Genomic DNA, 11,964 nt, shown 5'->3' on the forward strand with positions numbered 1-11,964 from the left:
GCGTGAGCGGCTGGTGGCCGCCGTCCGGGACCACGGCCACCTCGGCGACGGCCGCACCGCGGATGCCCGCACCGCGGATGCCCGCACCGCAGATGCCCGCACCGCAGATGCCCGCACCGCAGATGCCCGCACCGCAGATGCCCGCACCGCAGATGCCCGCACCGCAGATGCCCGCACCGCGGATGCCCGCACCGCCCGCCCGCGCCGCGAGCCGGGCGAAGCTCACCGGTACCGCGTCGCCGCCGTCCGGCGCGCGGACCACACGTACGTGTCCGACCAGCAGGAGAGCTCCGACGCCGCGCTCCGCTGCCGACCTCGAGGAGACCACTTCCATGAGCCTTGCCTCCGCGCCGCCCCACCCCGCCTCGCCGTCCGGCCGGACCGGGCCCGGCCACGCGCACTGGCTGCGCGTGGCCCGCGAGGTGGCGGACGACCTGGCCACGGACGCCGTGGCCAGGGAGCAGGCGGGCAAGGTCCCGGTCGACGAGGTGTCCCGGCTGCGCGAGGCGGGACTGCTGACGCTCCTGACGCCGCCCGAGTCCCAGGGAGACGGCGCGGACTGGTCCACGGCCTACGCCGTCGTCCGGGAGATCGCCGCGGCCGACGGCGCGATCGGTCAGCTCCTCGGCTGTCACTACTTCATGTCGTGGAGCGCCCGGTTCTTCGCCGGGCCCGCTCTCGCAGCGCGGACAGAGGAGCGGTCCGCGGCCGAACAGTGGTGCTGGGGCGGCGGTTTCGCGCCTCAGGAGCCGCCTCTGATCCTGGCCAGGGCCTCCGAGGGACTGGTGCTCGCCGGTCGGCAGAGCTACTCCACCGGGGTCCTGGTCGCCGATCGTCTCGCCGTGCGCGCCGTGCGGGAGGACACGGGTGAGCCGCTCGCCGTCGTGGTGGATCCCGCCCGTCGCGGTGTGGTGATCGACGGCGATACCGACACCTTCGGCCAGCGGCTCGCGGCCGGCGGCAGCGTGGAGTTCGACGACGTGCCGGTGGGCGCCGACGACGTGCTCGGCTCCCTGTCCGCGGACGATGACCTGCTGTCACCCCGGGCCGCCCTGGCGTCCCCGGCCGGGCGTCTCTTCTCCGCCCAGTCCCTTCTCGGCATGGCCGAGGGAGTGCTCGCCGAGGTCCGTGAGTACAGCAGGACGGGCCATGCGCCGTGGCACCCCGCCCGGCCGGCCGGTGCCCCGCACGACCCGCAGGCACAGACCGCCTACGGAGAACTCACCGTCCTGACCCGCTCCGCGTCGGCACTCACCGATCAAGCGCTGGAGGCCGTGCGGGGCGGCCTCGAGCGCGGCGAGGACCTCACCTACGACGCGTGTGCGGACATCTCCGTCCTCGTGGCGATGGCCGAAAGCGCCGCGGCCCGGGCAGCGCAGGAGTCCACCACCCGCGCCCTCGACATCATCGGCGCCCGGTCCGCCTCCGCACGGCTGGGCCTGGACCGGTTCTGGCGCAACGCCAGGACCCGCACCTTGTACGAGCCCGTCGCCCACCGGCTCCGCGATGTCGGGGAGTACGTCCTCAACGGCACCCACCCTCCGTTCGTCCTGCCCGCCTGACCGGGAGGCGGGGACGTCCGGGGAGACCGATCCGGAAGACCGGTGCCGCGGTTTCGCCCCTGCCCGAGCCGATCGGCCTGCCGCCGGGGTCCCCCGCCACCGGGGCCCTCGGCAGCCCGGTGGGCCGGCAGCGGGACCACGGCGGCGATACGGACCGGACACTCGGACCGGAGGCCCGCCGTGACATGACCGGCCGGGCCGGCGGCCGGCCGGCCCGTGGCGGCGGTGACCGCGCCGGCGGAGGTGTCGGGCGCGGCGTTCCCGCGCGGAGGGCGCCTGCGGTACCCGTGGGACGGAGGTGGTAGACGGCGCCCCGGCCACCGGGACCCGGTGCTCACCGAGGAGGAACGGGCGGCCGGGGAGACGACGCTCATCTGCGTCTCCCGATGCCGGGGGGAGCGGCTCGTCCTGGACCTGTGATCACCGCCCCACGCACTGTCAACAAGACTGTCAACGATTGATGGGTGCACGGGCATTGACCGTCGCTTCCCCTGGGCCCTACGTTCCCGGTCAGCACGCTCGTGCTGTTCGCGCACACACTCTCACAGGGGGAGTCATGCGTCGTCTGCTCGTCGGCCTCACGGCCGTATCCGTCCTGGTCGTCGCGACGGCCTGCGGTTCGTCCGACTCCGGGGGGTCCGACGGCTCCGGCTCCTCCGGCTCCGTCACCACCGTTAAGGTGGGCCTCATCCCCATCGTCGACGTCGCCCCGCTCTACCTGGGCCAGAAGAAGGGCTTCTTCGAGAAGCACGGACTGAAGCTGTCCCCGACCCTCGCGCAGGGCGGCGCCGCGATCGTGCCGGGGGTGACGAGCGGTCAGTTCCAGTTCGGCTTCTCCAACATGACCTCGCTCATGATCGCCCAGTCCAACGACGTGCCGGTGAAGGCCGTGGCCAACGGCATCGCCTCCACCGGCGAGGAAGGCGAGGACTTCGGCGCGATCACCGTCAAGGGCGACAGCCCGGTCAGGTCGGCGAAGGAGCTGGAGGGCAAGAAGGTCGCCATCAACACGTTGAAGAACATCAACGAGACCGCGGTGCGGGCCTCGGTCAGCAAGGCGGGCGGTGATCCGGACAAGGTGGACTTCGTCGAGCTGGCCTTCGACCAGATGCCCGCCGCGCTGGACGGCGGGCAGATCGACGCGGCGATGGTGGTGGAACCGGCGCTGGCCACCATCAAGAGCCAGGGCGGCCGGGAGATCGCCTCCTCGATGGTGGACATCGCCCCCGGCCTGACCGTCGCCATGTACTTCACCTCCACCCAGTACGCCCGGCAGAACCCGGAGGTGGTGGAGAAGTTCCAGCGGGCCACCGCGGAGTCGCTCGCCTACGCCGACTCCCACCCCGACGAGGTCCGCGAGATCGTCACGACGTACACCAAGATCCCCGCGGACGTGCTGGCGAAGGTCACCCTGCCGAAGTGGCCGGCCGAGCCGAACCGCGCCTCCATCGAGGCGCTGGCGACGCTGGGCCAGGAGGGCGGCCTGTTCAAGCGCTCCCCCGACCTGGACGCGCTGCTGCCGTGAAGGGGACCGACGCCGCGCTGGGCGCGGCCGGGTTCGCGGCCTTCCTCGCGCTCGGCGAGGCGGTGCCGCGGCTCGGCCTGGTGAAGGAGGAGTACTTCCCGCCGACCAGCCGGATCGCGGACGCGTTGGCCACCGAGGTCACCGACGGCGCCTTCTGGACCGCGCTCGGCGACACCCTCACCGGCTGGGCGCTGGGCCTGGCGATCGCGATCGGCGCCGGGATCGCCGCCGGGGTGCTGCTGTCCGTGGTGCCGTACCTGCGGGAGGCGACCGCCTCCACCGTCGAGTTCCTCCGCCCGATCCCGTCCGTCGCCCTGATCCCGCTCGCCGTCCTCCTCTACGGCACCGAACTGCGCTCGGTGCTCCTCCTGGTCGTCTACGCCTCCTTCTGGCAGGTGCTGATCCAGACCCTGTACGGCGTCCAGGACGTCGACCCGGTGGCGGAGGAGACGGCGCGGTCGTACGGTCTGGGGGCGTGGGCGCGGGTGCGGCACGTGCTGTGGCCGACCGCGCTGCCGTACGTGATGACCGGGGTGCGGCTGGCGGCGGCGGTCGCGCTGATCCTCGCCATCACCGCCGAACTGGTCATCGGCGCACCGGGGCTGGGCGCGCGGATCGCGGTCGCGCAGACCTCGCAGGCGGTGCCGGAGATGTACGCGCTGATCGTCGTCGCCGGTCTGCTGGGGCTGCTGGTCAACGTCGGGGCCCGGTCGGTGGAGCGGCGGGCGCTGGCCTGGCACCAGTCGGTCCGCGGGGAGGTGGCGGTGTGAGGACGGTGCTGGTGCGGCTGGTGTCCACGCTCGCGCTGCCCGTGGTGCTGGTCGCCGTGTGGTGGGTGGCGTCGGACGGCAGCCGGAACGTGTACTGGCCGCCGCTGCGGACCGTCGTCACCGCGTTCCCGGACGTGTGGACGGGCGAGCGGTGGCGCGGGGACGTGTGGCCGAGCGTCTACCGGCTGGCGGGCGGCTACGCGCTGGCGGCCGTCACGGGGGTCGCGCTCGGCACGCTGATCGGCTCCTACCGGCGGGTGCGGGCGGTGTGCGAGCCGGTGCTGGAGTTCCTGCGGGCGGTGCCGCCGCCGGTGCTGGTGCCGGTGATCATGCTGTTCGCGGGGATCGGCGACACCATGAAGATCGTCGTCATCGCCGCCGGTTCGGTGTGGCCCATCCTGCTCAACACGGTCGAGGGCGTCCGCGCGGTCGACCAGGTGGCGGCGGAGACGGCCCGTTCCTACGGCGTTTCGGGTGTGGCGCGGCTGCGTACCCTCGTGCTGCCGTCGGCGAGCCCGCAGATCTTCGCGGGGCTGCGGCAGGCCCTGTCGATCGGCATCATCCTGATGGTGATCAGCGAGATGTTCGCCGCGAGCAACGGGCTCGGGTTCACCGTCGTGCAGTTCCAGCGTTCGTTCGCGATCCCCGACATGTGGACCGGCATCCTGCTGCTCGGTCTGCTGGGTTTCGTGCTCTCGGTCCTCTTCCGGCTGGTCGAGCGGCGGGTGCTCGGCTGGTACCACGGTTCGCGCGCCGCCTCCCGGCGGCCTTGAGCCCCAGCTCTCGAAAGGGCGGTCCATGCTCGACGTACGCGGCCTGCGGAAGGTGTACGAGGGGTCCGGGCGCCGGATCGAGGCGGTGCGCGATCTGACGTTCACCGTCGAGGCCGGTGAACTGGTGTGTCTGGTCGGGCCCTCCGGGTGCGGCAAGACGACACTGCTGAAGTGCGTGGGCGGGCTGCTCACGCCGACCGGCGGCGAGGTGTCGCTGGCCGGGCGGCCGGTGCACGGGCCGCCGCCCGGGATGGCGTTCGTCTTCCAGGAGTACGGGCGCAGTCTCTTCCCGTGGATGCGGGTCGGCCAGAACGTCGAACTCCCCTTGAAACAGAAGGACATGGCAAAGGCACGGCGCCGGGGACTGGTCGCGGACGCGCTCGCCTCGGTGGGTCTGGCGGACGCGGCCGGCGCCTACCCGTGGCAGCTCTCGGGCGGGATGCAGCAGCGGGTCGCCATCGCGCGGGCGCTGGCCTACGAGCCCGAGGTGCTGCTGATGGACGAGCCGTTCGCGGCGGTGGACGCGCAGACCCGCGCCGACCTGGAGGACCTGGTGCGGCGGCTGTGGCGGGAGCGCGGGATCACCGTCCTGTTCGTCACCCATGACATCGACGAGGCCGTGTACCTCGGTGAACGGGTCCTGGTCCTCTCCGCCTCCCCCACCGTCGTGCGCGAGCGGCTCGCGGTCGATCTGCCGGCCGACCGCGACCAGGTGCGCACCCGCGCGGACCCGCGCTTCACCGAGCTGCGGACCCATGTGTACGAGCAGATCCAGGCGGCGAAGCGCGGGGCGGCTCACCCGGCGGTCACGGAAGAGGCGGCTCCGCCTCGCTGAGCCGGGCCGGCGGCCGGCCGCTGTCGCCGGTGACGCGCGGCCGCGGACAGCGGACGTCACCGCTCACCGGCACGGTGGCCGTGGTGCGCGGTGGCCGGGTCGAACCGGTGGTCCCGCGCGCCCGCCGGCGTGGTGTGCGCGGACCGCCGGCACCGTCCGCGCGGACAGGGTCGAGAACAGCGCGGGTGGTGCGAGCGGTTCGCGTCAAGCGGTGCCCGGGCCTCGCCGGTGGGGAGGGCGGTCACTCCGCGGCCGGGACCACCCTGAGACGGGCGGCGCCGGTGCGGGTGCGGCGCTCGCGGGGCGGGGTGCGCCGGGTCTCGCGCGGCACCAGGGTCAGCCGCCGGTAGCCCAGTTCCTCCAGCGAACGGGAGGTCTCGACGACCACGCGGCACTCGGCGGCGGTCCGGCGGGAGTCGGGGTGGCGCAGCGGCCGTACCGTGCCGTCGTGCTCCACGGCCTGCTCGCCGACCGCGCGGATCCAGTGCGGCAGGCCCTGCCGGTAGGCGGCCTCCATGATCGGGTCCTGGGCGATGTCGCGGCGGATCGCCTGGAGCGCGTGGTCGTGGCCGTGGCGTTCGATGGCCGAGGCGAAGTGGGCCAGCATCGGCAGGCACCAGCGCGACTCGTGCTCGGCCTCGCCGAGGACCGCGGGCGCGTCCGGGTGGAAGAGCACGTAACGGAGGAAGTTGTCGTGGGGCATCGCCGTCGGGTGCGGTCCGGCCTCGCGGAAGAGTGTCCGGAACGCGCCGTTGGCCAGGACCACGTCCCAGCGGTGGTCGACGACGAACGAGGGGTGCGGGACGGCGTCCAGAAGCGCCGCGTAGTCGTCCAGGTAGGCCTGGGCCTCGGGAGTCACGGGGGCGGGCCGCGGTGCCGACCGCTGTCCGCCTGCCTGAAATGCCATCGGGAGGTCACCCCTCTTGCCTATGCGGCCTTCACGCGGCGCCCCGATCCTGCTGCCCAGGTGCAAGGCATGTCAACTATCGTGGCATTTCATGACCGTTGACGGCCGAAATTGGCCACAGTTGTGGCGACGTCTGGATGCCAGTTCGAACGGCGGCTACTCTCCGGGAAGTTCACGGCAACCGCTTGTGCGTGGCCTGTGGGTCCGGTGAGAGACGTAGGAGATCTGTCGGTGGCGGGTGACTTCGAGGGTCCGGGCACCACGCAGACGGCGGCGCTGACGTCCGTGCTCTCCCGCGTCGCCGCGCTCGCCGACCGGCTCGGCGTGCCGCACGCCGAGGTCTTCGACACCGGCCGGCTGTCGGCCGCCTCCGGGGTGCCCGAGTCCGTGGTCAAGGCCCTGCTGGGCGGCCGGGCGGCCGGGGAGCCCGATGTGCAGGTCCGGTTCACGCAACGCCTCGACCTGCTGCGGCGCACCCGGCTCAAGCCCGACGGCCGCAGGTACACCCAGCAGGAGATCGCCGACGGCGCCGGGATGTCACGGCAGCAGGCGGGCGCGCTCATCAACGGCGACCGGCGGCCCACCATGGAGCACTGCGACGCCCTCCAGCGCTTCTTCCGGGTGCACGCCGGGTTCCTGACGGCCGAGGACCCGGAGGCGCTGGCCGGTGCCCTGCAGCGCACCGAGCAGGAGCTGTTGCAGCAGCTCGCCGACCGGGAGCGGGCGGCGTCCGAGGCGGCGGGCGATCCGCTGGAGCGGCTGTTGCAGGACCACGGTGTGCGCGGGATCGCCTGGCGGGCCGCGCAGCTGCCCACCGACCAGCACCGGGACAAGGTCGCCGAGTGGCTGGACATGCTCCTGGAGAGCGTCAAGCGGCCCGAGTCCTGATCCCGAGTCCTGATCCCGGGAGCGGGCCGGAGCACCGGGAGGGGGACGCGCCGCCTGCGCGGCCGGCGGGCGGAACCGACCCTGCCGGCGCCGACGCCGCCCGCCGACCCGCACGCGCGGCGGGGCGGGCCGGGGCGAAGGGCCGGCGCCGGGGGCGTCCCGGGCCGTTCCGTACGGCCGCGTCCCCACCCGCCCCGGCCCCGCCGGCCGTACGCCGCTCGCCCGCGTTGTCAGCGGGGGGCGGCAAGCTGGTGGGGCGGCCGCCGTACGGGGCAGCGTGCCTGACGCCGACGTGGGGAGAGCCGACCGACGACCACCGCCGTACCGACCGACCGGGAACGCGCCGCCGTACGGGCCGTCCGCGCCTGCCGCACACCGCACGGGCCGCCTTCGACACGCCCGCGGACGGGCCGGACGCCCCCTCGCCCCCGGCCGTCCCGCCGGCCGTCCTCGACGAGGCCGAACAGGCACTGCGCGACGCGGGACTGACCGGCGGCGAGGAGGCGTTCTTCCGGCTGCCGGCGGACTGGCGCTCCGAGCCCTGACCTCCGTCAGCCGGGCGGCGGTACGGTGACGGCGGTGACGAGCAGGCCGTCCCGGGCGGCCCAGCGGCCGTCGAAGCGGTCCAGCCGCCGCTCCCCCACCCGGGGCCCGGGCACCAGCAGCGCGGCGCGGAAGGCGCCGCGGCCCGCCCCGCCGGGGTCCTCGGTGATCTCGATGTCGGCCTCGGAGAAGTCCAGCCACTTGCCGGTGAGGGGGAACCACGCCTTGTAGACGGACTCCTTGGCGCTGAACAGCAACCGGTCCCAGTGCACCCGGGGCCGCTCGGCGGCCAGCCGGCGCAGCCGTGCGGCCTCCGCGGGCAGCGCCACGGCGGACAGCACACCCTTGGGGAGCGGCCCGTCCGGTTCGGCGTCTATGCCGATGGAGGCCAGGTCGGTGGCGCGGACCAGGGCGGCGGCGCAGTAGCCGTCGCAGTGGGTCATGCTGCCGACCAGGCCGGAGGGCCAGCGCGGCGCGCCGCGTTCGCCGTTCAGGATGGGCTGGGGCGGCACGCCGAGGCGTTCCATGGCCCGGCGGGCGCAGGAGCGTACGACGGTGAACTCCCGGCGGCGCTTGGCCACCGCGCGGGCCACCAGCGGCTCCTCCTCGGGGTGCAGCGGCGTGTGCCCGGCGGTGCCGTGGCCGTGCGCCTCCTCGGCGGCCACCGTCCGGGGCAGCACCTCCTCGATCACCGGAACCCGCCCTTCCCGCCCGTGCCGCCCTCGCCGGTGTTCTCGTACGGCCGGATCAGCCGCAGCCGTCCGGGCGGTCCCGGCCGTCTGCGCCACTCACGGGGGTAGCCCACCGACACCTCCTCGAAGCGGACGCCCTCGTGCCAGGTGGTCCGGGGGATGTGGAGGTGGCCGTAGACCATGGTGTCGACGCGGAAGCGGCGGTGCCAGTCGGCGGTCAGCCGGGTGCCGCACCACATGGCGAACTCGGGGTGCCACAGGACCTCGGTGGGGTGCCGGTCCAGCGGGTAGTGGTTGACGAGGACGACGGGCAGGTCGTCCGGCAGCGCCGCCAGCCGTCTCTCGGTCCCGGCGACCCGGGCCCGGCACCAGGCCTCGCGGCTCGGGTAGGGGTCGGGGTGCAGCAGGTACTCGTCGGCGCAGACGATGCCGGTGCCGTGCGCGTAGGCCAGCCCCTCGGCCTTGGTGGCGCAGCCGTCCGGCAGGAAGGAGTAGTCGTACAGGAGGAAGAGCGGGGCGACGGCCACCGGGCCGCCCGGACCGTCCCAGCGCGGGTAGGGGTCCTCGGGCGTCGTCACGCCGAGTTCGCGGCAGACCTCGACGAGGTGCTCGTAGCGCTGGGCGCCGCGCAGGGTGACGGTGTCCTTGGGGTGGGTCCACAGTTCGTGGTTGCCGGGGGCCCAGACCACGCGGCAAAAGCGTGCGGCGAGCGTGCCGAGCGCCCAGCGGATGTCCTCGACGGTCTCCGCGACGTCACCGGCGACCAGCAGCCAGTCGTCGTCCGAGGCGGGGCGCATGGCCTCGACCAGGGCCCGGTTCTCCTCGTAGCCGATGTGCAGGTCGCTGACGGCCCACAGCTGTCCGGCGCCACCGGCCGTCGTCGTCACCTCTCGCCCCCTTCGTACGTTCCGGCGCCTCGTGCCCGCCGCCGCGGGCCCGGCCGGTCGCCCCCCACGAGATCACACGGCGGGCCGGGGCGACAAGACCGGCCCCCTCGGTCACGCGCCCGTGGCGCGGGCGCCGTCGATCCTTAACACGCGCGTTGCACGGGGCCGCCCCCGAACCCCTATGATCGCCCCGACACCACCGCCCCTGACTCCCCCTTCACGCGGAGCGGCTCGGTGTCCCTATCTCTCCCTTGGCCGGGCACGGCCGGCTGCGCCCTGCCCGCTTACCGTGGAAGGCGGCCTGCATGGTCTCTCGCGTACGCGTCTGGCTCAACCGCACGTACGCGGAGAACGTGTTCTTCATGGATCAGCTGCGGAGAAATCCCGGCGACCGGGCCGTCGAGATCCACGCCACGCACGGCGACCCCGACTCCCCCGTCCTGGCCGCCGCCGACACCGCCGAACTGGAACCGGAGGGACTGTCCCCGGCGGCGTACGTCGAGTTCGCGCTGGACCAGTGCCGGCGGCGCGGCATCGACGTGTTCGTGCCCCGGCTGCAGCAGACGGCGATCGTGGCGCACCGCGCCGAGTTCGAGGCGGCCGGCACGGCGCTGCTCGCCCCGCCGCCCGAGGCGGTGGCCGTCTTCCGGGACAAGGTGATCGGCTACGAGGCGGCCCAGGCGGTCGGCGTGCCGGTGCCGCCCTGGTGGCGGGTGCGGACGGCCGACGAACTGGTCGCGGCGGTGGAGGAGCTGGAGGAGCGGGGGCACCGGGCCTGCTTCAAGCCCGCCTCCGGCGCGGGCGGGGTGGGCTTCCGGGTGATCACGCGCAGCCCCTTCTCCCTGGCGCACCTGAGCGGTTTCCCCTCCCCGTACGTGCCGCTGGACCTGGCGGTGGCGGCGGTGCGCGCGGCGGAGGAGCCGGTCGACTGGCTGGTGATGCCGCGCCTGGAGGAGCCGGAGGTGTCGGTGGACTGCCTCACCGGCACCGACAACCGGGTGCGCATGGCGGTGGGCCGCACCAAGAACGGCCGCCGCCGCGGATTCACGCTCGACGAGCGCTGGCTGGAGCCCGCGCGGCGGCTCGCGGAGGGCTTCGGGCTGCACCACCTGTCCAACATCCAGTTCCGGATGCACGGCGAGCGTCCGGTGCTGATGGACGTCAACACCCGTCCGGCGGGCGGGCTGCACCAGCTGTCGCAGTGCGGGATCAACGCCCCGTGGGCCGCGCTGCGCCTCGCGCTCGGTGACGACCCGGGCGAGATCGTGCCGCCGTTCCTCGGCCAGGACTACACGGTGGTGTCCGGGCCGCGTCCGCTGCTGCCGGTGCCGCTGCCGCAGCACCGGACGGACCCCGCGCCGCCGGCCGTGCCCGCCGTACCGTCCCCGGCCCGCCCGGCGCAGTCCGTGGCGGCCCCGGCCGCCGGCCGGGTCACCGGGGTCTCGGGGCGGCCTCTGTAGGAGGGCCGCGGCCCGAGGTGACGGGTTGTCAGTGGGCACTGCTAGAACAGTGGGTGTCCCTGACCGACCCTCACCTCCGAGGAACCACCATGGAACTCCCGGCCGACGTGCCCCGGCACCCGCGCGACGCGAGCCGTCTCGACCGCTTCCACGGACTGCCGGTGTTCGAGTTCCCCCAGGCGCGGGAGGCCCGGCCGCTGCCGCTGCCCGAGGACCCCTCGTCGGTCGCCTGGTGCCTGCGGACCGGCCAGCGGGCCGACGACGAGGACGCCGACGCCTACTGGGAGCGGTTCCTCGCGACCGTGCCGCTGGACGGGATACGCGCGCTGGTCGTCGGCAGCCCGTGGTACGGGTCCGACGCGCCGGGCGTGTCCGAGGAGGTCGCCGCGCTGAGCGACCGGCTGACCGGCCTGGAGGCCCTCTTCCTCGGCGACGTGGAGATGGAGGAGTCCGAGATCTCCTGGATCGAGCAGTCCGACCTCTCCCCCGTCCTGGCGGCCTACCCCCGCCTGCGGGAACTCGGTGTGCGCGGCGGCAACGGCCTGAAGTTCCCCGCCGTCCGGCACGAGGGGCTGCGCACGCTGCGCTTCGAGACCGGCGGACTGCCCGGCGAGGTGGTGCGCGGCGTCGCGGCCGGCGACCTCCCCCACCTGGAGTACCTGGAGATGTGGCTGGGCGTCGAAAACTACGGCGGTGACGCGACCGTGGCGGACCTGCTGCCGCTGCTGGCCGGTGGCCGGCTGCCCGCGCTGCGCCACCTGGGGCTGCAGAACAGCCTGTTCCAGGACGACATCGCCGCCGCGGTGGCCCAGGCGCCGGTCGTGCCCCGGCTGGACTCGCTCCGGCTCTCCATGGGCTCCCTCGGCGACGAGGGCGCCGAGGCGCTGCTGCGCGGGCAGCCGCTCACGCACCTGCGCTTCGTCGACCTGCACCACCACTACCTGAGTGACGCCATGATGCTGCGGGTGTGGGACGCGCTGGAGCCGGCGGGCGTGCGGGTGGACCTGTCCGGCCAGCAGGAGGACGAGGAGTTCGGGGGCGACACCTTCCGCTACACCGCCGTCGCCGAATGACGGCGGCGCTCCCTGCCGTTCCCCCGGTCCCTCTCCCCAGAAAGGCACC

The 11,964-nt window shown here is 74.0% G+C and carries 12 protein-coding genes and 1 pseudogene; 10 read left to right on the forward strand and 3 right to left on the reverse strand.

The window, feature by feature from the left end; translation table 11 throughout:
• Positions 1 to 332: 332 nt before the first annotated feature.
• The 6 genes and pseudogenes from ACY1JF_RS28970 to ACY1JF_RS28995 all read left to right on the forward strand — a co-directional run bounded on the left by ACY1JF_RS28970 (position 333) and on the right by ACY1JF_RS28995 (position 5,465).
• Positions 333 to 1,562: an acyl-CoA dehydrogenase family protein gene (locus tag ACY1JF_RS28970; RefSeq protein ID WP_462708227.1), complete on the forward strand. Its 1,230-nt coding sequence runs from the start codon at positions 333 to 335 to the stop codon at positions 1,560 to 1,562.
• A 259-nt stretch (positions 1,563 to 1,821) separates the two neighbouring features.
• Positions 1,822 to 1,982 (forward strand): annotated as a pseudogene (locus ACY1JF_RS28975) (oxidoreductase); the annotation flags it as partial.
• A gap of 136 nt (positions 1,983 to 2,118) precedes the next feature.
• On the forward strand, positions 2,119 to 3,087 hold the full coding sequence (locus tag ACY1JF_RS28980) for an ABC transporter substrate-binding protein (protein WP_462708228.1): 969 nt from the start codon (positions 2,119 to 2,121) through the stop codon (positions 3,085 to 3,087).
• Positions 3,084 to 3,857: an ABC transporter permease gene (locus tag ACY1JF_RS28985; RefSeq protein ID WP_462708229.1), complete on the forward strand. Its 774-nt coding sequence runs from the start codon at positions 3,084 to 3,086 to the stop codon at positions 3,855 to 3,857. The genes ACY1JF_RS28980 and ACY1JF_RS28985 overlap by 4 nt, the downstream gene beginning before the upstream one ends.
• On the forward strand, positions 3,854 to 4,630 hold the full coding sequence (locus ACY1JF_RS28990) for an ABC transporter permease (protein WP_462708230.1): 777 nt from the start codon (positions 3,854 to 3,856) through the stop codon (positions 4,628 to 4,630). Before ACY1JF_RS28985 ends, ACY1JF_RS28990 begins: the two co-directional genes overlap by 4 nt.
• A gap of 25 nt (positions 4,631 to 4,655) precedes the next feature.
• Positions 4,656 to 5,465 (forward strand): ABC transporter ATP-binding protein, encoded by an 810-nt coding sequence (locus tag ACY1JF_RS28995; protein ID WP_462708231.1) that lies wholly within the window; start codon positions 4,656 to 4,658, stop codon positions 5,463 to 5,465.
• Between the two features lie 241 nt (positions 5,466 to 5,706).
• Here the strand turns inward: ACY1JF_RS28995 and ACY1JF_RS29000 are convergent, their stop codons facing one another.
• Positions 5,707 to 6,372: an MmyB family transcriptional regulator gene (locus tag ACY1JF_RS29000; RefSeq protein ID WP_462708232.1), complete on the reverse strand. Its 666-nt coding sequence runs from the start codon at positions 6,370 to 6,372 to the stop codon at positions 5,707 to 5,709.
• A gap of 231 nt (positions 6,373 to 6,603) precedes the next feature.
• Here ACY1JF_RS29000 and ACY1JF_RS29005 point away from each other — a divergent pair, with 231 nt between their 5' ends.
• Entirely contained in the window at positions 6,604 to 7,260 is a 657-nt protein-coding gene (locus ACY1JF_RS29005; protein ID WP_462708233.1) for a helix-turn-helix domain-containing protein, read from the forward strand.
• 227 nt (positions 7,261 to 7,487) lie between these two features.
• The gene (locus ACY1JF_RS29010; RefSeq protein WP_462708234.1) at positions 7,488 to 7,805 is read left to right on the forward strand and encodes a hypothetical protein; all 318 of its coding nucleotides are present in this window, start codon (positions 7,488 to 7,490) and stop codon (positions 7,803 to 7,805) included.
• Positions 7,806 to 7,811: 6 nt separating this feature from the next.
• On the opposite strand, the gene ACY1JF_RS29015 is transcribed toward ACY1JF_RS29010, so the two are convergent.
• Positions 7,812 to 8,495: a 4'-phosphopantetheinyl transferase family protein gene (locus tag ACY1JF_RS29015; RefSeq protein WP_462708235.1), complete on the reverse strand. Its 684-nt coding sequence runs from the start codon at positions 8,493 to 8,495 to the stop codon at positions 7,812 to 7,814.
• Positions 8,492 to 9,382: a metallophosphoesterase family protein gene (locus ACY1JF_RS29020; protein WP_462708236.1), complete on the reverse strand. Its 891-nt coding sequence runs from the start codon at positions 9,380 to 9,382 to the stop codon at positions 8,492 to 8,494. The genes ACY1JF_RS29015 and ACY1JF_RS29020 overlap by 4 nt, the downstream gene beginning before the upstream one ends.
• Positions 9,383 to 9,687: 305 nt before the next feature.
• Here ACY1JF_RS29020 and ACY1JF_RS29025 point away from each other — a divergent pair, with 305 nt between their 5' ends.
• Together ACY1JF_RS29025 and ACY1JF_RS29030 are read left to right on the forward strand one after the other, a co-directional pair.
• The gene (locus ACY1JF_RS29025; protein WP_462708237.1) at positions 9,688 to 10,842 is read left to right on the forward strand and encodes an ATP-grasp domain-containing protein; all 1,155 of its coding nucleotides are present in this window, start codon (positions 9,688 to 9,690) and stop codon (positions 10,840 to 10,842) included.
• Between the two features lie 89 nt (positions 10,843 to 10,931).
• Positions 10,932 to 11,915: an STM4015 family protein gene (locus ACY1JF_RS29030; RefSeq protein WP_462708238.1), complete on the forward strand. Its 984-nt coding sequence runs from the start codon at positions 10,932 to 10,934 to the stop codon at positions 11,913 to 11,915.
• Positions 11,916 to 11,964 lie beyond the last annotated feature (49 nt).

This window comes from Streptomyces sp. SYSU D01066-1 (assembly GCF_054956795.1).

Coding starts and splice junctions, on each gene's coding strand:
- ACY1JF_RS28970 (WP_462708227.1), top strand. CDS start 333: ATGAGCCTTGCCTCCGCGCCGCCCCACCCCGCCTCGCCGTCCGGCCGG.
- ACY1JF_RS28995 (WP_462708231.1), top strand. CDS start 4,656: ATGCTCGACGTACGCGGCCTGCGGAAGGTGTACGAGGGGTCCGGGCGC.
- ACY1JF_RS28980 (WP_462708228.1), top strand. CDS start 2,119: ATGCGTCGTCTGCTCGTCGGCCTCACGGCCGTATCCGTCCTGGTCGTC.
- ACY1JF_RS29025 (WP_462708237.1), top strand. CDS start 9,688: ATGGTCTCTCGCGTACGCGTCTGGCTCAACCGCACGTACGCGGAGAAC.
- ACY1JF_RS29000 (WP_462708232.1), bottom strand. CDS start 6,372: ATGGCATTTCAGGCAGGCGGACAGCGGTCGGCACCGCGGCCCGCCCCC.
- ACY1JF_RS29030 (WP_462708238.1), top strand. CDS start 10,932: ATGGAACTCCCGGCCGACGTGCCCCGGCACCCGCGCGACGCGAGCCGT.